Annotated in this window: 13 protein-coding genes and 1 tRNA gene; 1 reads left to right on the top strand and 13 read right to left on the bottom strand. The window is 65.7% G+C overall.

The window, feature by feature from the left end:
- Positions 1–51: 51 nt before the first annotated feature.
- From ACYZGB_RS09990 to ACYZGB_RS10040, 11 genes are all read right to left on the bottom strand, one after another.
- A complete protein-coding gene (locus ACYZGB_RS09990) occupies positions 52–1,284 on the bottom strand; it encodes a multidrug effflux MFS transporter (RefSeq protein ID WP_462388069.1) in 1,233 nt (410 codons plus the stop codon).
- A gap of 120 nt (positions 1,285–1,404) precedes the next feature.
- Positions 1,405–2,985: a cellulose biosynthesis protein BcsG gene (bcsG, locus tag ACYZGB_RS09995; protein WP_462388070.1), complete on the bottom strand. Its 1,581-nt coding sequence runs from the start codon at positions 2,983–2,985 to the stop codon at positions 1,405–1,407.
- Positions 2,982–5,513: a UDP-forming cellulose synthase catalytic subunit gene (gene bcsA, locus ACYZGB_RS10000; protein WP_462388071.1), complete on the bottom strand. Its 2,532-nt coding sequence runs from the start codon at positions 5,511–5,513 to the stop codon at positions 2,982–2,984. Before bcsA ends, bcsG begins: the two co-directional genes overlap by 4 nt.
- Positions 5,510–6,298 carry a cellulose biosynthesis protein BcsQ gene (gene bcsQ, locus ACYZGB_RS10005; RefSeq protein WP_462388072.1) on the bottom strand — a complete coding sequence of 263 codons (789 nt, stop codon included), beginning with the start codon at positions 6,296–6,298 and terminating at the stop codon, positions 5,510–5,512. Before bcsQ ends, bcsA begins: the two co-directional genes overlap by 4 nt.
- Positions 6,299–6,323: 25 nt before the next feature.
- Positions 6,324–6,503 carry a hypothetical protein gene (locus ACYZGB_RS10010; protein WP_462388073.1) on the bottom strand — a complete coding sequence of 60 codons (180 nt, stop codon included), beginning with the start codon at positions 6,501–6,503 and terminating at the stop codon, positions 6,324–6,326.
- The gene (bcsE, locus tag ACYZGB_RS10015) at positions 6,500–8,302 is read right to left on the bottom strand and encodes a cellulose biosynthesis protein BcsE (protein WP_462388074.1); all 1,803 of its coding nucleotides are present in this window, start codon (positions 8,300–8,302) and stop codon (positions 6,500–6,502) included. The genes ACYZGB_RS10010 and bcsE overlap by 4 nt, the downstream gene beginning before the upstream one ends.
- Before the next feature lies 1 nt (position 8,303).
- Positions 8,304–12,224, bottom strand: coding sequence for a cellulose synthase subunit BcsC-related outer membrane protein (locus ACYZGB_RS10020; RefSeq protein ID WP_462388075.1), 3,921 nt, complete (start codon positions 12,222–12,224; stop codon positions 8,304–8,306).
- Positions 12,221–13,378 carry a cellulose synthase complex periplasmic endoglucanase BcsZ gene (gene bcsZ / locus ACYZGB_RS10025; RefSeq protein ID WP_462388076.1) on the bottom strand — a complete coding sequence of 386 codons (1,158 nt, stop codon included), beginning with the start codon at positions 13,376–13,378 and terminating at the stop codon, positions 12,221–12,223. The genes ACYZGB_RS10020 and bcsZ overlap by 4 nt, the downstream gene beginning before the upstream one ends.
- A complete protein-coding gene (gene bcsB, locus ACYZGB_RS10030; protein WP_462388077.1) occupies positions 13,371–15,758 on the bottom strand; it encodes a cellulose biosynthesis cyclic di-GMP-binding regulatory protein BcsB in 2,388 nt (795 codons plus the stop codon). The genes bcsZ and bcsB overlap by 8 nt, the downstream gene beginning before the upstream one ends.
- A 472-nt stretch (positions 15,759–16,230) precedes the next feature.
- Positions 16,231–16,306: transfer RNA gene (locus tag ACYZGB_RS10035), tRNA-Lys, on the bottom strand.
- Between the two features lie 87 nt (positions 16,307–16,393).
- Complete coding sequence (locus tag ACYZGB_RS10040; RefSeq protein WP_462388078.1) at positions 16,394–17,323, bottom strand: NAD(P)-dependent oxidoreductase; 930 nt, start codon at positions 17,321–17,323, stop codon at positions 16,394–16,396.
- A 101-nt stretch (positions 17,324–17,424) separates the two neighbouring features.
- On the opposite strand from ACYZGB_RS10040, the gene ACYZGB_RS10045 reads away from it, so the two are divergent.
- Complete coding sequence (locus ACYZGB_RS10045) at positions 17,425–18,306, top strand: alpha/beta hydrolase (protein ID WP_462388079.1); 882 nt, start codon at positions 17,425–17,427, stop codon at positions 18,304–18,306.
- A 49-nt stretch (positions 18,307–18,355) separates the two neighbouring features.
- Here the strand turns inward: ACYZGB_RS10045 and ACYZGB_RS10050 are convergent, their stop codons facing one another.
- Both ACYZGB_RS10050 and ACYZGB_RS10055 read right to left on the bottom strand, forming a co-directional pair.
- Positions 18,356–19,333 (bottom strand): GMP reductase, encoded by a 978-nt coding sequence (locus ACYZGB_RS10050; protein WP_462388080.1) that lies wholly within the window; start codon positions 19,331–19,333, stop codon positions 18,356–18,358.
- A gap of 243 nt (positions 19,334–19,576) precedes the next feature.
- Positions 19,577–20,284, bottom strand: coding sequence for a hypothetical protein (locus ACYZGB_RS10055; RefSeq protein WP_462388081.1), 708 nt, complete (start codon positions 20,282–20,284; stop codon positions 19,577–19,579).
- Positions 20,285–20,313: the final 29 nt, after the last annotated feature.

Consider the following 20,313-nt stretch of genomic DNA (forward strand, 5'->3'; position numbering starts at 1 on the left):
GCGGGCTGACGGTGGGGCCGCCCCACAGACCCTGCAGGCCTTTCGGGCCTTTCAGAGGTGCACTGGCGTGCGTCCGATGTCGGGCCAGCGGTGGTGCAGATAGATCCAGGCCACCAGTCCAATGCCCATCATCAGCAGCGAGGCCAGTGCCAGCAGCACCGTGGAGTGCATGACCAGGGGGGCAATCAGGCCGGCCACCAGACCATTGGCGCTGGAGCCCACAAAGGCTTGCATTGACGAGGCCATGCCCCGGCGTTCCGGATGCAGGTCCAGCACCAGCAGCGTGACCACAGGCACCATCAGTGCCCAGCCGAATGAAAAGATGGCGATGGGCAGCAAGGCCCACCAGGCGTGCGGGGGAAACAGTAGGTTGGCTGCGAGGTTGAGTACCGCCACCGTGCACATGATCAGAAAACCATGGCGTATCTGCCGCTTGGGCGGGATGCGTCCGGCCAGGCGCCCGCTGAGCCAGGCGCCGCCCATGATGCCCGAGATGGTCAGGACGAAGAACCAGAAGAACTGTGTGGGTGCTAGCGACAAGTGCTCGCCCAGGAAGGCCGGTGCAGAGAGCACGTAGAGGAACATGCCGTTGAACGGCACGCCACTGGCCAGGGCCAGCAACACAAACCGCGCACTTGATCCGAGCTGCACATAGCCGCGCATCAGGTGGCGCATGTTGAAGGGCTGACGGTGTTCGTGGTGCAAGGTCTCGGGCAAAAGGCGGTAGTTGGCGGTCCACAGCGCCACACCCACCAGGGTCAGAAACCAGAAGATGCTGTGCCAGCCCAGGTGTACGAACAACCAGCCCCCCACGATGGGGGCAATCGCCGGGGCCACACCAAAGTAGATGGTGACCTGGCTCATCACCTTCTGTGCCTGGGCGGGCGGGAACATGTCGCGGATCACGGCGCGCGACACCACGATGCCTGCGCCCGTGGACAGGCCCTGCAATGCCCGGAAGAACACCAATTGCCCGATGGTCTGCGACAACGCACAGCCCGCCGAGGCCAGTGTGAAGACTGCGATGCCCCAGAGAATCACCGGCCTGCGGCCAAAGCTGTCGGCCAGCGCACCATGGAACAGGCTCATGAACGCGAAGCCGAACAGGTAGGCGGACAGCGTCTGTTGCATCTGCACGGGTGTGGCTCCCAGTGCCGTGGCAATGCCCGAGAACGCGGGGATGTAGGTGTCGATGGAGAACGGCCCCAGCATCCCCAGCACCGCCAGCAACACCGCCAAGGCCCAGCGGGGCGCTTTCCAGAGCAGGTGGGCTTGTGGGTTCATGCGGAGAGGGGAAGAGATTGATGGACGCACGCCGCAGGCGGGCGAGGGCCCGGTGCGCGGGCGCAGCGACCGATTATGCGGGACACAGCCTTCGGGCGCGGCCTGGGCCAACGCCGTGGGTCAATAGCTGTAGGGAATCCACTCTCCGTTGCCCGACTTCATCAGGTACTTGCCGGCCGCGTTGCGCATCACGATCACGTCGGCATTTTCCGAAACGAATGGCGTGGTCTCCGGTGCCTGCAGGCGATCGGTCAGTGGGCGGGCGGAGTCGGCATAGGGACTGTCGCTCAGCAGGTCGCCAAGCAAGGTGAACAGGCCCAGGTAGCTCATGGGCTGGTTCACCACCACCGGCGCGGCGGGCTCGGCTGCAGGGTCTTGTTTCTTCATGCCCACGAGCTTCACGCCAGCAGGCACCAGCGTGATGCGTGGGCCTGGAATCTCGCGCATGCCCGAAATCTGTATCTTGTCACCGCGCAGCGATGCGCCGTGTTCAGGCACCAATACCACCACCACCGGCTTGCCCGCCGTTTCCAGTTCCGAGATGAACTTGTCGAAATCAGCCATCAGCTGCACCAAACGAGGCTTGTAGGTGTCCAGGCTGCTGCGGGAGGTCATGCCCGGCACGCGGTTGCCGTCGTGCAGTGAGATGGTGTTGTAGTACAGCGCCACAGGGGCGGCACCCCGCTCGCTGCTGCGCTTCTTCCACCACTGCGACAACAGCGCGTGGTCGTTGTAGATTGGCGAGCCGTCGAAGTTCTGCATGTGCACGGGCGCACTCTGGTTGGGTTGCAGCTTGCCCGCCAAGCCGCCACGCTGCTCCAGGGCGTGGGCGTACTCTTCGTACACGCCATCATGGTTGAGCAGTGCCGCTGTCTGGTAGCCCACCTTCTCCAGATTGGGAAACACGTAACACTGTGGATCGATGCCCTCGTACAGCTTGTTGTGGGGCGTCTGCCCACACGAGCCGTGCAGCACGCGCAGCGAAGCTGGCCCGCTGTAACTGGCTGCGCTGTTGAAGTTGGTGAACAGCACGTCAAAGCGTTGGAGCAGCGGGTGGTTGCGCTGGCCCACAAACTCCATGTCGTCCCAGGACAGCGAGCACACATGCAGCAGAATGATGTCGAAGGGGGGCGGCCCGCCTGCGGTGCTGAACTGCATCCGTTTCTGGCTTTCGCTGGCATAAAACTTTTGCAGGAGGGCGTCGGGGTCTGCCGCGTCAGCGCCCGCAACGGAGGAGCCGTCGCCAGTGTTGGCCTGGGCGTTTCCGGCATCGTTGATCTGGGCTTCCCGCTCCTGGAGGGCTGCCACCAGCGGCACGCTCAAGATGCCAATCAGGGCAAAGGTGGCAAAGCGTACGCGTCGCGCCAATGCTGCATACAGAAAGACACCAGCCACAGCAATCGCCACAGTGGTGGGGTTGACCAGCCGCCCTGCCAACTCCATCCAGTAGTCGGCGCTGAAACCCGCCAGGGCCTTGAGCTGGGACAGCACGCGCCCCAGAGTGGGCAGGTAGGAGTCGTAGTACAGCAGGGCAATCGCCGCTGGCCAAGCCAGCACGGCGCGGGTGCGCCTCAGCAGCCGGTGGCCAAGGGGGGGCAGCAGCGCCAGCCACAGCAGCAGGTTCAGCCACCAACTGAAACCGATGTAGCCCGTGAAGTAGAGGCCGACCTTGACCAGGAAGTACAGGTTCCAGTAGCTCATGCGCCCAGTCCCTGTTGTTTGCGTTGGCTCCCGGTGGGCCAGCGGCTGCGGGCAGCTTCCAGCAGCGATTCCCAGAACTTGCGGTAGCCGAGCACGCCGAGCTGGGCGATCTCCTGAAGACCGTGCAAGGGGCGGTCGATGTCATGGCTGTCATTCCATTGCCGCCAGGTGTCAGGGCGGGCAAAGGTGCATTGCACCAGGTCGATCTGTTGTTCGCGGGTCATGGGGTCGAATTGCAGGCCCGTGGCGCCTTGGCCCCGGTGCAGCATGATGGTGGCGGGGAAAGTGCATTCAGAATGGCCGCGCCACAGGCCTACCTGGACTTTTTCACCCACTGCCAGTCGGGTGCCTTCGGGCAGCTCCAGGCCTACTCCTGTCATGGAGAAGTCGATGCAAACGGCCTGGAACACCGTACCGTCGTCCTGGTACAGCGTGGCCTGCAGCCGGGTGGCGACACGGTGCATGCGGCGCACCTGGCGCGCCTCGGAGGCCACGCCCAGTGCGGCCCCCAGCATGAGGATGCTGTAGACGGTCCACAGGAGGTTCAGCAACACGGTGGCCGTTTCTTCCGGGTTCCAGAAGAACAGGCGCACGATCCCCATGCCAAAGGCTGCGAAGTTCAGCAGCACCAGCACGGTGTAGGGGCGCGAGATTGCCCAGTCGAAGTAGGGCTCATCCACCAGTCCGCCCTTGGCCGTCACGTTGAACTTGCCCAGGCGCGGGTTGATCAGCGCCACCGTGGTGGGAAGTGCCACGTACCAGGCCAGCACAGTCTCATAGACCTCGGCCCAGAAGGTGTGCCGGTGCTCCCCTTGCACGTGGGCGTTGGCGATATTCGACTGCAGGATGTAAGGCAGCACGTACAGCGCGATCATGATGGCGCCCGCGTTGATGATGTGCCATTCGAAGAACAAGAAGGCCATGGGCGCAGTGAGGAACACCAGCCGCGGCAGCCCGAAGAAGAAGTGCACCATGGCATTGGCATAACAAATGCGCTGCCACAGCGTGAGGCCCTTGCCCAGGAAGGGGTTGTCCACGCGGAAGATCTGCGCCATGCCGCGCGCCCAGCGGATGCGCTGCCCCACATGGGCCGACAGGCTCTCGGTGGCCAGCCCTGCGGCCTGGGTTTCGTTGATGTAGGCCGTGGTGTAGCCGCGCCGATGCAACTTGAGGGCCGTGTGTGCGTCCTCGGTCACGGTTTCTACGGCAATGCCACCAACTTCCAGCAGGGGGCCGCGCCGTATCACCGCGCAGGAACCGCAGAAGAAAGTGGCGTTCCAGAAATCGTTGCCGTCCTGGATCAGTCCGTAGAACAGTGCGCCCTCGTTGGGCACGCGGCGGAAGGTGCCCAGGTTGCGCTCGAACGGGTCGGGCGAGAAAAAGTGATGCGGCGTCTGCAGCATGGCGCACTTCGGGTCGCGCTGGAACCAGCCCACGGCCGTGGTCAGGAACGTGCGCGTGGGGATATGGTCGCAGTCGAAGATGGCGATCAGCTCACCGTCGGTTTTGCCCAGTGCGTGGTTCAGGTTGCCGGCCTTGGCGTGATTGTTGTCGGGGCGCACGATATAACCCACACCCATGGACTCGGCGAACTCGCGGAACTCCTCCCGTCGGCCGTCGTCCAGGATGAAGACCTTGACCTTTTCCTTGGGCCAGTCCAGTGCCATGGACGCCAGCACCGTGGTCCGGACCACGCTCAGGGGTTCGTTGTAGGTGGGGATGTAGACATCGACGGTGGGCCAGGAGGCAGGCTGGCCTTGCAGGTCGGCCGGGCGGCGGTGCAGGGGCCAGGCGGTCTGGATGAACCCCAGCACCACCACCAGCCAGGTGTAGGCCTCGGCGGCCAGCAGGCCGTAGCCCAGGAAGGATTCAATGGCCGATTCGAACTCGATGGACGAGGTCACACGCCACCAGGCATAGCGCCCCATGGCCAGCAGGCTGATGGCCGCCAGCGCCAGCGAGGGGTAGCGCCCCGGCAGGCGGCGCAGCACCAGCGACAGGCCCCAGCAGAGCAGCATGAACAGTGTCTGCCCGAGCCAGTTGAAGGGGGTCGTCATCACGACCAGCCCGGCCAGAAGGCCCACGGCCAGCACCACCCACCGAAGCCCGGGAATTTCCATGAGGGGTGACAGCACCTGGTCGGCCAGGCGCATGCCCTTCTCCACGTTGACATGGGTGGCCAACCGGTCCATTGCGCGCAGGAAGAGGCGTATGGGCCAGAACGCCCCGTTCATGAGCAGGGCCAGGCCTTTCCTGCCCCAGTGCAGCAAAAATACCAGCCCTGCGAGCAGCCAGCGCCCCGGCTGCAGCAACCAAGGCAGCAGTGCACGCTCTGGCGTGGTGGGCAGCACGATGCAGCGCCACAGCCACATCCACCAAGGTGCACCGGGTGCCACTTCCAGCTGCTGCGCAATCCAGCGTATCCATTGCCCGACCTGGCCTGGCCCGGAGCCTTCGTTCGCAGGGTCTTGCTGAGGCTGGGGGGCGTTTGCACGGGGCGCCACCCCCGTATCGTGCAGGTAGGTCATGGCAGGGTGGCGCTGGGCACCAGCATGGAAGCGGGGGCCGCACGCTGGCCTTCCAGCCAGTTGCACACGCCCTGCAGGTCGTGGGCGGACTGTGCATGGGGCGCCAGGCTGCCCACGCACATGGCGCGGGCCAGTGCGCGCGCGATGTTCTCGTCCTCGTGCAAGGTGTACGGGATGAGGCACTCTCCCCATTGTTCGCGCAGAGTCTGCAAGGCCTCGCGATGGGAGACCCGGCGAGGATCGAAGCGGGTGACCAGCACACCCTGCTCGCCGGGTGCTGCTGCAGCGCTGCGCAGCAGGGCCTGCACCCTGCCCAGGGCCGCACAGGCGCGGGCAGAGGCTTCCAGTGCGACCAGCACGCTGTCGGCGCAGTGCAGTGCGGCCTGGGCCCAGGGTGAGGGCCACAAGGGAGTGTCCAGCAGCACAATGCAATCAGAGGGGATGTCCAGCAGTTCGATCTGGTCCTGCAGCCAGCGCGGCTGTGCCTGCAGCAGCTGGTGCAGGGTGTGGGCGGTCTCCAGGGGCGCTTCGCCAAAAGGCAGGACTCGCACACCGTCCGAATTGTCAAATCCGTTTTCAGCCCACCATTGTCCGTCGGCCGCTGCGCGGGCCCAGCCGGCGGCGCTGGCCTCGCGCATGCCCAGGTGCCGACCCAGCAGGTTCTGGGCGCACAGCTCCACCGCCAAGCTGCGCTGGCCCTGGCGCGCCAGGAGCGTGGCCAGATGGGCAGTCAGGGTGGTTCTCCCCACTCCTCCGAGTGGCGATACAACGGCAATCACACGCATGCAAAGTCTCTGTTCATTCGTTCACTCAGGGTGCGGAAGGTGGCGTTGGCGCAGCAGCCGCATCTGTTTGCGGCAGTTCGGGCCGGTAGGGCCTCACGCAGCGCAGTGGCTGGCGTGCCCGTTGCGCACGGCGCAGCAGCAACCAGCAGGGCCAGGCCAGCAGGGCACCCAGCAGCATGTAGAGCAGCAACATCAGCAGTGTCATGCCACGGACCTCCCGGTAGGGCGCGGCACGGCACGCCGAGCAATAGGGCGGTGCTGCACGCTGGGGCCTGCTGCGACATGCACGGCGCCGGTGCCAGAGGGCGGTGCAGGCAGTGTGGGCGAGGGAAGGGGCGGCATGGAGGCAGGCGCAGCAGTGGCGACTGCCGCTGCAGCGGGGGCGTGGTCCAGCAGCGCGCTGTAGTCGGGCAAGCCCTTGCGCAGGGCCTCTTGCAGGTGACCGGTCATGGCTCGGATGCCTGTTTCCGAGCAGTCGGTGGCTTCGGATGAAAACAACTGGGTCAAGGGCAGAGAAAAAAGGCGGTGCAGCGCCAAGTCCACATCGGGTTCCCGGCAGGCGAACAGGAAGACGTACACCGCTTCATGGTCGGCGGTGAAGAGGTCGCCGTCGCGTGCGGTGTGGCAGGCGCGCAGCGCATCCAGGTGCGGGATCTGTGCCAGCACGTTCAGTCGCACCAGGCTGTGCGACAGGCCAATCGCATGTGTGCGGTCCAGCATGCTGCGCACCAGTGCACAGAACTGCGCCGGTGGCTGGTAGCCCCGCTCGCGTGCAGGCATGAAGCTGCCCAGAGCCTGCTCGTAGTCAGGGTGCACCTTGCGGGTGTGGCTTTGGGCGTTGATGTCCTGCAGCAGCTGCAGGAGCCGAGAAAACCCCACCTCCTTGTAGACCACTGCGCTGGCGCCCAGTTGCAGCAGGGCCTGCTCGCTGTGTGTGCGCAGCTTTCCCAGGTTTTCCCGCACCACGATCTTGAGCGTGAGTGGACGCGACAGGCGCAGCTGATGCACCAGGCGTGCACGGGATTCGAAGTCTGACGCCTGGCCTGCATCCAGGAGCACGGTGGCAGCCACACTGGCGGCGGCCGCAATCTCCAGGTCGGCCAAGCCCTCGACGATGCTCCAGTGGCCGGGCACACCACGCTGGCCTTCGATGGAAGCACGCGTGGCGATGACCTCGGACTGGTCCGCCGCTTCGACCAACTCACGCGCGGCCCCCCGCGTGCGCGTGCCGTCTGCCACCAGGCGGCCCGATGTGTCGTCGCGCAGCAGCCCGAAGGCCGTCTGGAAGAGCGCGCCGCCATCGGTATTCCAGCGCTCCAGGCCCAGGCTCCAGCGGTCCGCATCGGTGCGCAAGGTGGCAATGTGCATGGACATCTGGCACAGATTGCGCAAGGCGGGCAGAAGCACTTCAGGCTCCAGCGGCGGGAAGAATCCCAGCACCACAGGGCGTGCGCGCTCGCGGCACACGGTGCTGAGCTGGCGGCTTACCCGGGCCAGCTCCGCCACGCTGAGGCCTGTGAACAGGCCCTGGGCGTCACAGACAAACAGCGCATGTGCATCGCTCAGGCCTGTGCGTTCCAGTTCCTGCATCAAGGACAGGAGCCCATGGAGCCGCACCTCGGCCTGCAGGCCGGGCGATAGCACCCATAGCTGCAAGCGGCCGGCGCGGTAGGCGGCCTGCAGGGCCGGGCGCCGCAGCAGGCCGTCCACCCATGACGTGTCGGATGCGACCAGGCCCACGGGGCCTACAGCGAGGGCGTCCTCCAGCAGCGCGGGGAACCACAGCGCAGCACTGGGCGCATCGGCTGCGACCAGCGAGACAGGGACATGCGCAGGCAACTGGTCCACGCCATCGGGCAGACCTTCGATGCCGATGTGTGTGGGGGTTGTGCCTCCGTCAGGCCCCTGGCCGGAGAAAAGGCGCAGGCGCAGGCGCCGGAGCCAGGCACGCACTCGCCCTGGAGGCGGAGGGCCTTTGTACGGGGAAGAAGAGGCGGTGGACATCTCAGAAACTCGAATAAGGCTGGACGGGGCGCGGGCGGTTTTCTAGCGGCGCCAGCACCGGGTCAAAGCGGTAGCGGCCATACACCATGAGGTTGGTGGGGGCGTAGTAGGCGGAGCGGTCCAGCTCCAGTTGGGCGCCGAGCGAAAGATTGCGGGTGACCTGGTACTCCAGCACGCCCCGGAACGATCGGCCAACCCCCGAGCCTGAACTGCCTGGGTACACCGGAACATTGCCGCTTTCTGTCAGGCGCGCACGCGCCAGCGCCTGCAGCAGCGCGCTCTGCGGGAAATAGTCGCTGTCGGCGCTGCTGCTGCGCGATACCGATACCGAACCCCGCGCCAGCCAGGTGAGGGCCCCGTGGCGACCGCTCCATTCCACAGGCAATGCAAGCGATGCGTAGCTGCGCGGGCTGTAGTAGCCACCGTGGCCGAAGCTGTATTCCGACAGGTCCTTGCCGTAGTGCCAGGCGGAAAACGCCACGCCCATGTTGACCACGCTGTGGCTGCCGCGCCAGACGTCGCGGTCCACAGCCACGCGCAGTTGGGCGCGGGTGTTGTTTTCCACGTTCTTGCCAGTCAGGGCCGCGAGATTCAGGCTCACCGAGCTGCTGTAGGGGCCGAAGTCGGTGGACAGGCGCGCAGCGGCACCAGTGGCCACCACGCCGCCCCAGATCTCGCCAGAGACAGGGTCACGGGCACCGGCATAGGACAGCAGGCTGCCTGTGATGGGGCGACGGAACGCTTCGAGCTTGTAGCCGTAGCGGCCCAGTGCGCCGGTTTTTGCCAGCCCCCCCACCACGTTGGTCACCGGGAAGCCCACGCCCGTAGTGCCGATGTCCCATTGGATGTCGTCGCCCACAAAGCCGAAGCCCAGGTTGGTGCCCGCGCCACGCTGGCGGCGGTAGTTCAGGGGCGAGCCCGGGGGCAGGGCGGCCATCTGGCCAAAGTCCAGCAGGTCCGAGCCATCGGCAGGCAAGTCCCCTGCATTGAGCTTGACCCGGTCCACGTGCAGAAAATAGTGCCCGTCATAGCCGCGTGGCATCCATGCGACGAGGGGGCGTTCCCAGCCGCGCAGGCTGGAGATGCCCTCGGTGGAGTTCTTGCGCAGCCCGGTGTGCGCGGCCTCGATCCAGACCTGTCGCCGGGCCTCGATGGCATCGATCTCGCCCTGGATCTTGGCCACCACCATCGGATCTACGGGCAACGAAAGCGCGTAGCTCTTTTGCAGCGCCAGCGGGGGCTCTGCATCCATCGCCTCGGTCGGGGTGGGGTCGGCGGTCGCGGGGGTGCCGCCGCGCGTCTCCAGCATCAGAGCGCTGCGGAAAAACACCAGCGCCTGCGCATAGTTGCGGTTGGCGCGTTCCAGCCGCGCGGCATGCAGAAGAACGTCGCTGTCTTGGGGGAAAGCCTGCAGCAATCGCGTGGAAAGGGCTCGCGCTTCCTCCATGCGGCCAGCGCGTTGCCAGATGCGCAGCAGCGCCAGCTGCTGTCCGGCGTCGTTGGGGGGAAGATGGTCTTGCAGCCACAGGGCGTGTTCGGTGGCCCCGCGTGCATCGCCGAGGCGCGACAGCGCATCCGCCAGGGCCATGCGCAGGTCCGGGCCGTCGGGCTGCGCTTTGGCAAGCGGTGCGAGCAGCCGGGCGGCATCGGCATACTCGCCCGCCGCCATCAACAGGCGGGCCTGCGTTTGCGCACGCTGCTGGACCGCATCGGGAAAGGCGGCTGGGGTTGGCAGCTGCAGTGGCTGGCGTGCCATGCGCACGGCTTCGGTGAGGTTACCGGCCTGGCGCTGCTGTTCGATGAGCCGCTCGCGGTGGGCGGTGTAGAGGGCCACAAGGCGCGCTTCTTGCTCGACGTTCCAGCCCGGTGATTGCAACAGGCGGGGCAGGTGTTCGGCCAGTGTGGCATCGTCCTGTGCACGGTTGAGCAACTGGGCATGGTCGAGCTGCGCCTGTGGCTCCATTCGGGGGGCGCGCGCTGCCAACCGGTTGAACACTGCCACGCCTCGCAGGGGCTGTGCCCGGCGGAACCAGGCATTGGCTACGGTGTAGAGCAGCTCGGCATCGTTGCCTGCGGTCTGCTCGGCCCGTGCGAGCAGGGCTTGCGCCTCGGCGGGCTGGCGGCTGGCGGCTGCCTGCGCCACCAGCGCATTGACGGTGGAGCGCCGGTTCAGTGCCTGCATCGATTCGGTGCGCTCGCCGGATGGAATCTGAGCCAGATCTGCTAGCGCCCCTTGGTCGTCATCCACTGCAGAGCGGATCAGTGCCCGCGCGTACAGCATGGCACTGCCGGCCGTTCCCGGTGGGGCGGCTGTGGCGTTTGCCATGCCTTCGTCCATGACATTCAGTGCTTCCTTGGGCAGGTTCAGCCGCAGGTACAACCGTGCCAGGCGATGCCGCACCCAGGCATCGCCCGGGGCCGACACCACAGCAGATTCGAGGGCGCGCAGCGCTGCACTGAGGCGCTGCGCCTGCAGGTGCTCTTCGGCCTGGGCGACCAAGATGTCGGCCTGTGTGCCTGCGAGCTTTGCCCCCAGGGCTGCGTCACGGGTGGCAGCCTCGGCCAGCAAGGCCAGTGCTTTGCCTGAGCGCTGGGTGCGGGCATACAACCCGGCCAGCCCTTTGACGGCAGCGCTGCTGTTGGCTTCATGCCGCAGCGCGTCCAGATACAGGTTTTCGGCCAGCGCGTGGTCCCCTTGCAGGTCGCGGATGCTGGCCAGTGTGGTCAGCGCCTCTGCGTTGCCGGGTTGCAGGGCCAGCGCCCGCTCGGCCAGGCTCGCGGCCGTAGACAGTTCGTTCTTCTCGATGGCCCGGTCTGCCTGCCGCAGAAAGCCCCAGAACCGAGCCGTCTCCTGCAGTTCTTTCCATTTGCCCTGGCGGGTCAGCGCATAGGCCTGGCCAAACAGCTCCTGGGCCTGGGCATGTTCACCCTGGCGCAGACGGATGAGCCCGAGGTTGCCCAGGCTGCCTCCGTCGTTGGGGCGCAAGGCCAGTGCTGCCTGGAGCTGTTCTTCAGCCAATTCGGTGTTGCCCTGGTCCAGGGCTGCCCGTGCGGCATTGCGTGCCAGGTTGGCGGGGTCGCGGGCCGCCCGGGCGGCCCGCTCGACGGCCTGTTGCATGGCGGCCAGGCGATCTTCCATGGCCTGGTCGCCAGGGTAACGCAGCAGGAAAGCACGCACGCGGGGCAGGTTGGCGGAGGTGTTGGCTAGCCGGTCCATGGCACGGCGCCACAGGTCCTGCAATTGCTGGGCGTTGACGTCGGCTTGCTTGGCCAGCGATTCGATTTCCTGCACCACGGTAGTGGGATTCTCGCCCTGGTACATGCGCATTTCGAGCTGCGCCAGTCGGTAGCGCGACTCACCGGTCTCTTGGTACAGCTTGCCCAACTGGCGCAGGGAGTCGGCATTGCGCTTGGTGCTGGAGCCGAGGATCTGGTGGTACTCCAATGCCAGTCCCCCCAGGGTAGGAGGGCCTTGTGGAAACAGCTCGCGCGCCAGGTCGGCAGCTTCGGCCTTGCGGCCCGCACGCGCCATGAGGCGCATTTGCGAGAGCTTTTCACGTTCGCTGCCATAGACCCGCACCAGGGTCTCCAGCTCCTGGGTGACCGCGTGGCCAGGGTGGCGGCTGCGCAGGGTGTCGAGGATGCGCTTGGCTTCGTCCATCTTTTTCTCGCGCAGCGCCAGGTCGCCGAGCGTGCCCAGTCCCTGGGGCGAGTAGGGGTCCATGGCCAGGACCTTGTCCACCAATTGGCGGGCCATGTCGGGGCGGTTCTTGGATGCCCACATGCGGGCACCGCTGAGCAGTTCGGCCTCGACAGCCGACGGCGTGCTGGCGTGTACGCCCTGGACTGGGGGAAGGCAGGCTGCGGCCAGCAGTGTGATGGAAGGCAGCCAATGGCGGGGGCGGCGGAGGGCTCGGGTCACGGCTTCCACCGCGCCAGGAGCTGGCCCGTTGCTGTGAAGCGGTACTGCCCTTCGAATGCACCCTGGCCAAACAGGGCCAGCACCTGCTCATAGTAGGCCTTGGGCCGCAGGGGGCGTGCCTCCAGGCGCATGCGCTGCGACTGCAGTGCCTTGTCATCCCCCATGGCGCGCAGAAAGGGCAGCATCGCAGCCGAAAAGCCCGAGGGCGCAGGGCCTGAGGCCTGCCCGGTCAGGATATCGATGGATTCGGGCGGATAGCCCTGCTCGCGCACATAGCGGGCCATGGGCGCCAGAGTGTCGAGCAGCGCCTTGCGACCGGGCGCATCGGCATGCATCACACCGGCCCACAGGTAGACACGGATGGCGTTGTAGGTGCCCTGGCCTTTTTCCTTGCCCTCGGCGTCGATCAGGAATCCCTGCTTGGAGTCGTACACGGTCCAGTCCGGGGTGAAGCCCTTGGGCGATGCGCCACGGATGACTTTGAGCGAGCTGTCCACCAGTTTTTTCCATTGCGGGTCGTAGTCACTGGCGGCCAGCCAGTGCATCAGGTGCATGGGCATGTAGCTGGGGTTCAGGCGCCAGCGGCCGTTGGGCTGCACGAACCCCTTGGGCGCGGGCAGCAGCGTGGGGCCCAGGCCCGGGATGTCGGCGGTTTCCTCGCGCAGCACGCGTGCGGCCAGCAGGGCCGAAAGTGCACGGTAGCTGCGCTCGTTCCACAGGCGGCCGGCCTCGCCCAGCGCGTAGGCAATCCACAGGTCGGCATCCGACGCGGCGTTGCTGTCGATCACGCCCCAGCTGCCATCGGGTCGGCGGCCCCAGAGCCATGCGGGCAGGCGTGCGGTCATGTCGCCTTCGCAGAGGTTGTTCTCGGTCCAGCGCAGCAGCTTGTCGAACATGGGCCGGTCGTTTGCCACCAGCGCAAAGAAAAGTGCGTAGGACTGGCCTTCGGAATAGGTCTGGCCACCCCCATCGTCGTCAGAGACCACGCGGCCACCTTCGTTGATGAACTGGGCTTTGAAAGCGTCCCAGGCGGGCCAGGCGGTGCGGCCTCCGCCCGCTGCGGTTGACTGGGCCTGGGCCCCCGGGAAGCAGGCCAGCAGGGCGGCACTGGCGCAGGTCTGCAAGGCGGCGCGGCGATGAACGGGCTTAGTCATGGTGTGCAGCCAGTCGGCGCCGCGCCATGCTGCGCAGCGCTGCGTAGACGATGAAAGTCAGCAGCAGGCCGGTACCAATGCCCACGAGGGCCAGCAACAGCGGATGGCTGTGCATGTGGAACCACAGGCGCTGCCACCAGGGCAGGTCACCCACGTAGTACACGGGCTTGATGCGGAAGCTTTCGATGGCGTCGCCGCGCATCAGTCCCAGGTCGCCACGCAGGCTCTTGATTTTGCCCGCGTCATTCAGGCCCTGGCTCAACAGGGACATGGCATCCTTGTCGGTGGCGGTGAGGGCCACCACGCTGCGCCCGCTGCTCAGGGGCGATTCGAAGCCCGTCACGGCTGCCAGCGGGCCTTTGCCCTGCAGCACGGCCTGGCCCCCCGAGGCCGACAGGCGCTGGTGGGGCTCCAGGTTGAAAAGATCGAAGAAAGAACCTATCGCGCGTTCCAGTGGTTGCACCGAACGTGCGCCCGCTGCCAGCAGGGCTGGCAGGTGGCTCTTCCATTTTTCAAGCAGTCCGTCGCTGTCTCCCTGAGAAATGACCAGGATGTCGGTGTCGGCCGCCTTGTCGGCATCGGCCGCGCTGAGCAGCCTGAAGCGCGTGCCAGGATAGCCGGTGGATGCGCTCATGCGGCCCACGGCCGTGAGGAACACTTCCACATCGGATGGCGTGGGCCGGTTGGGCAGGATGATGGACGTCTGCGCCAGGTCGGGCACCCGCGTGAACGGGAAACCGCTGTTGGCATAGGCAGCCAGGTTGGGCATGGCCAGATAGTGGCGAAAGGCCGTGAGGTCGATGGTGGACTGCGGGTCGATGGCTGCGAACAACTCGGTGGGCGGTGCCGAGCGGCAGCGGCCCAGGTCGTTGGGCGGGATCTGGAAGGCAAACTGCAGCTGGTTGTCACCGCCGATCATGAAGGCCGGGATCTTCAGGTCCGAACGGGTCTGGGCACTGCCATCGTCGAACAGGGGCAGCATGATGGTGCTCTTGCCACTGGTGCGGTCTTCGCGCGACTGCAGCGGGTAGGACTGGATGAACTGGTTGTTGATCGAGATGTTGAGCGCGCCATGGTCCGAAACACTGTTGGGCGTGTAGCGGTAGGTCAGGTCCAGCGGCACACCCTTGGCGTTCCAGGTGAACAGGTCGGGCGCCATGCGGGTGTAGACGTTCACCGTGTCGTTGAGCACCGAGCCGCGCAGTTGCAGCTCCGAAGCGCTGGACACCAGTTCGGCAAGCTTCACAGGCCGTTGGGTCGTGATCCACCGGGGCGCGTCGTACGGCTTGGCCAAGGCCGGGTACTCCAGCGACTTGACGGTGATGCTCTGCCCCGAGAGCGCAGCCTTGCCCAGGGCCAGCGCGTCCGCCGCCATCTGCAGCTGCGCATCGTCCTTGCCCAGCACCAGCAGCAGCTTGGCGCCTGGCATGTCGGGGTGTGGCACGACGGACAGCGTGGGTTCGTCCACCGCTGGCAGGGTCTGCAGGAAGGCGGGGCGGTTGTTGTTGGTGGCCAGCACCACGGCGTGCTGGCGGGGCAGCTGGTTTTCAAACACCGGAAACTGGTTGCCACGGTAACCCGCCAGCATGCCGATCCAGCTTGCAATGGAGCCCGACGCCTTGAGCGTGCCCGTGCTGGGCTTGTCGCCGTACACAAAGGGCAGGCTGACCGCCCGGTTGTCGCGTGGGTCGAAGAACGGTGCGGGCAACAGGGCCAGATCGTCACGCAGCGGGATCTGGCGCAGTGAGAGTTCCAGCTGGCTCTCATTGCTGATGGTGGCCCACAGGCTCGAATGGTTGGGCGTTTCGCATTCCATCGTGTAGTGGCCGATGAACTGGAAGCGGAAACGGTTGTAGTCGGTGAAGTAGCGTGGGTCGATGTTGAGTTCGACGGTCTGTGGCGTGCCCAGACGCTCCTTGTCGAGGACAAGGGTTTGCAGCGTTTCGTCGTTGAGCATCACCTTGAGGTGCGACAGCACCGGGATCAAGGCCGGAGACAGCGTGAAGGTCAGGCGCAGCCGGGCTGATTCCACCGCCTCGTCGCGCCGCACGCCCACGCCCACGCTGGCTTCGCTCTCCACGCCGCGCAGGGCAATGGGGCGTGACACGCCAAGATCCTTGAGGCTGACCTTCCACTGCCGGGACGGCAGTGGCGGGGCCACTGATGCATGGGCTGCACCGGCTCCAGCGTCTGCGGGCGCAGCCTTGCTGCTGCGCACTGCGTCGCGTTCCGATCTGGCCTGGCTGCGATCCCTGGCCCCGGCGTCACGCGATTTGGAGGACTGTGCGTTGGCAACAGGGTGGGGCAGCGAGATCAGGCCGACGGCGATGAGTGCAAGCAGGATGGAGGACGCGCCGGTTGTTTTTGGTCTGGATGTCACGGTGTTGTGGGTGTCTCGTTCCGGGTGGGAGTGGCGTCGTGGGCGTGCCTTACCGGTGTGTCATGGGTTTGACAAAGTGTAGCCATGCGGTTCGGCTGCAAACGGTGGGGAGACATTTGTTTGCAATTGCCGCCAGACCTCTTGGAAATGTTTCTGCCATGGGTACGAGGCAAGGGGGCGCTTGGATTCAATGGTCAAAAAAATGGCTGCCAGACCGCGCGCCACGACAGAACCGCTGCCTTTGGCGGCGGCAGTGCGGATGGCGGGGAGATGGCCGTCTAAGGGGAGGGCGCATTCGTTGCCGCCTGAGGAAGGCGGACACCAAGGCCGTGTGGCCCGGAGGTCAGAGCATGCACCGGCAGGTTTCCGGGCGGTGCGCGCGTACTGGTTGCAAGAGTGGGGCAGTTGTTCTGAAAACAAAAAAGCCTGCTACTTATAGGTAGCAGGCTTTTTGTGCCTTGCGGCTTCGATTTGGTGGGTCCTGAGTGACTCGAACACTCGACCTACGGATTAAGAGTCCGCTGCTCTACCAACTGAGCTAAGAACCCAAATCTTTTTAAAATCTGTCTGCGTTGCTGCAGAGCCTCGAATTATGCACTAGTTTTTTGGCTGTTGGCAAGTCGGGCCAAAAATTTTCACTGCATCGCGTTGCGGCTGGCCAGTTCCACGAAGAGTCCGCTGTGGTCCAGATCGCCCAGGCCATGCTCGACACCGTCGGCATACAGGGCCTCGAACAGAGCGGTGATGGGGGCATCAAAGCCGGTCTCATGGGCGGTGGCCATGGCGTTGCGCATGTCCTTGAGCTGTACGGCCATGCGGCCCCGGGGGGCGAAGTCGCGTTCCACCATGCGCTGCCCATGCAGCTGCAGGATGCGGCTGTCGGCAAAGCCGCCACTGATGGCCTCGCGGACCTTGGCCATGTCAGCCCCGCCGTTGGCGGCAAACAGCAGCGCCTCGGCCACGGCACCAATCGTGATGCCCACAATCATCTGGTTGGCCAGTTTGGCGAGTTGCCCGGAACCGTGGGGGCCCACATGCGTGGCGCGGCCCAGGGGGGCAAACACGGGCAGGGCCCGTTGGTAGTCTTCGGGGCGGCCGCCGACCATGATGGCCAGGGTGCCCGCTTCGGCGCCCACGGTGCCGCCGGAGACCGGGGCGTCCAGGTGCGCCACGCCCAGCTCGCCCAGGCGCGCGGCATGGTCGCGGGCTTCGCTGGGCTGGATGGAGGCCATGTCGATGAACAGGCTGCCTTTGCGCATGGCCCGGGCGGCGCCCAGGTCAAACAGCACCTGGCCGACCACGGGGCCGTTTTCGAGCAGGCTGATCACGATGTCGGCGTCCTGCACGGCTTCTGCGGGCGTATCGCTCACGGTGACGCCATACAAGGCCAGCGGTTCTGCCTTGGCGCGGGTGCGGTTCCAGGCCCGCACTTTGTGGCCCGCTTCGCTCAGGCGGCGGGCCATGGGCAGGCCCATCATGCCAATGCCGAGAACGGCGATGCGCAGGGGTGTAGTGGTCATGGCGTGCTTCTTTTTGCTGGGATAAAAGGCTGTCTCTGCTGCCATCATGTGCCTTTTTGGTGCACCAGCCTGTCACGGAGCTTGCAGCCTGGAGCGAATGGAAAGATGATGCCCCAAGCTGTTTTTGCCCCAAGGAGACATCGCCCATGAGCTTGCCCCTGAACGACCCGGCCTGGCTGGAGCGCATGTACAACAACCGTGCGCTGGTTCCCGATCACATGGACTACCTGCAGCGCTGGGCGCAGGATTCGGCGCAAGTCCGCGCCCAGGTGCCTTGTGTGCTGGATGTGGCGTATGGGCCAGGCGCTGGGGAAACTCTGGACATTTTCCCCTCTCCGCGCCCAGCCGGGGCCCCGGTGCCGGTGCTGGTGTTCATCCACGGTGGCTACTGGCGGGCCCTCGACAAATCCGACCATTCCTTCATCGCCCCCCCGTTCAACCAGGCGGGCTTTTGTGTGGTGGTGGTGAACTACGCGCTGTGCCCGGGCACGCCCGAGGCGCCGGTCACGATTCCGCACATCGTGCGGCAGATGGAAAAAGCGGTTGCCTGGGTGGCGCGCAACATCGAGGCCCATGGCGGGGATGCGCGGCGCATCACCGTGGCCGGGCATTCGGCGGGCGGGCATCTGGCGGCCATGTTGCTGACGAGTGTGTGGCCGCTGATCGGTGCGGGCCTGCCGGATGGGCTGGTGCGCAACGCGCTGTCGATCTCGGGGCTGCACGACCTGGAGCCTTTGATGCACACCCCTTTTCTGCAAGAGGCGCTGCACCTGACCGACCAGCATGTGCTGCAGGACAGCCCCGCGCGCCTGCTGGCGCCCGAGCACGGCATTCTTTACTGCGTGGCGGGCGGGGATGAGAGCGAAGAATTCCACCGCCAGAATGGCCTGGTGCAGCAGGCCTGGGGTGTTCACTCGGTGCCGCGCTGCCAGGTGCTGCCGGGGCTGCACCATTTCAGCATCCTCGACACCCTGGCCCAGCCCGGCAAGGACTTGCACCACATGGCGCAGAACCTGCTGCGGATGTAGCCTGCGGTGAGGCCTTGGCATGGTGCACGGCGCCCGGCAGGCGCGGGTTTTACATCAGCAGGTGTTCACCCGCGTTGTCGCCACCCAGGATCACGTAGTTCACCTTGCGGATGTCCATCAGCTTCTTGCCACCGGCATAGCTGATGGAGCTTTGCACATCCTGCTCCATCTCGATGAGCGTGTTGGCGAGCCGGCCCTTGATCGGCTCCAGGATGCGCTTGCCTTCGACGTGCTTGTACTCGCCCTTGTTGAAGTCGCTGGCCGAGCCGTAGTACTCCTTGTAGAGCGCGCCATCCACTTCTACGGTCTGGCCGGGCGATTCCTCATGCCCTGCAAACAGCGAGCCGATCATCACCATGCTCGCGCCAAAGCGGATGCTCTTGGCGATGTCGCCGTGGCTGCGGATGCCGCCGTCGGCAATGATGGGCTTGGTGGCCACACGCGCGCACCACTTCAGCGCCGACAGCTGCCAGCCGCCCGTGCCAAAACCGGTCTTGAGCTTGGTGATGCACACCTTGCCCGGGCCCACGCCCACCTTGGTGGCATCGGCGCCCCAGTTTTCCAGGTCGATCACGGCCTCGGGCGTGGCCACGTTGCCCGCAATCACAAAGGACTTGGGCAGCTTGTCCTTCAGATAGCCGATCATGTTCTTCACGCTGTCGGCATGGCCGTGGGCGATGTCGATGGTGATGTACTCGGGCGTGAGACCCAGGGCCACCAGCTGGTCCACGGTGTCGTAGTCAGGTTGCTTCACGCCCAGTGAGATGGATGCGTAGCAGCCCTGTGCGTGCATGTCCTTCACGAACTGGACGTTGTCCAGGTCAAAGCGGTGCATCACGTAGAAGTAGCCGTTCTTCGCCATCCAGGTGCAGATTTTTTCGTCCACCACCGTTTTCATGTTGGACGGCACCACCGGCAGCCGGAACGAGCGCCCGCCCAGCTCCACGCTGGCATCGCATTCCGAGCGGCTTTCCACCCGGCACTTGCGCGGCAGCAAAAGGATGTTGTCGTAGTCGAAGATTTCCATGAGATTCCAAGCTCCTTTGAAAGGCGCTGCCAAACCATTTCAGCAGCGTGGGGCGCTTGGCTTGGGACCGGCTTGGTTTGTGGGCGGGGCCGTGGTGGCCGCTCCGAACCCCGCAGTGCGCGGGCACAAAAAACCGGGCGTCAAGAAACTTGGGCCCGGTGATTGATTCTACCCGCCTGTATGCCAGACCCTATAACACTGGTGGTATGAGCGGTATCAGGGCCACCGCCGATGCTGCCAGCGTCACTGGCAGCGGGACTGCGCAGCGGCCACCACGCGGCCCTGGGCGTCCTGCACCCAGCCCACCAGGCGCAGGCGCTCTGGTTTCGCACCCTCGGGGATGCGCACCGGGCGCATCTCCTGCTGCTTTAAATGCTCTGTTTTTGATAGCGTATTGCCGTTATCCCATGCGCCGAGAAGCATGTTTCTGACCACATTTCTGTGCGCTGCACTGCCGTCAGTCCCGGCGGGCACGGATTCGACCAACGCCAGGTGAAAACGCCAGGGGCCGTGCTGGCGCGCGGCGCGGGCCGGCGTGAAGGTGATGGCGGCGCCCATGTAGTCGTTGAACGGCGGGCCCTGGGCCACGCGCAGTTGCGCAGGGGCTGCTGATTCAAGGGCTGCGATGTGCACGTCGGTGCGTGCAGGCACGGGGCGGGCCAGCGTGTCCAGGCGCGCCAGGGCATCGGTGGTCGCGGCGGCCGACAGGGGCGCGTCGTCGCCCAGGGCGCCGGGCACGATCCAGTCCAGCACCACGGCCTGGCCCCGGGCGGACGGGGCGGGTGGGGTCGGGTCGGTCCAGCAGGCCTCGCAGTCGGCGTTGATGAAGCGCTCAAACACCACCACAGGCCGGGGCGCGCCGTCGCTGCTGCAACTGGCCTGGGCCCAGGCGCCGGGTGCGGAAGAAAGGGCGAGCAGCAGGCAGGCCAGAGTGGGAGCAATGTTTTTCATGGGGGTACGGGGCAGGGGCGGGGGCGCTT

The sequence above is a fragment of the Acidovorax sp. Q11 genome (assembly GCF_054950075.1).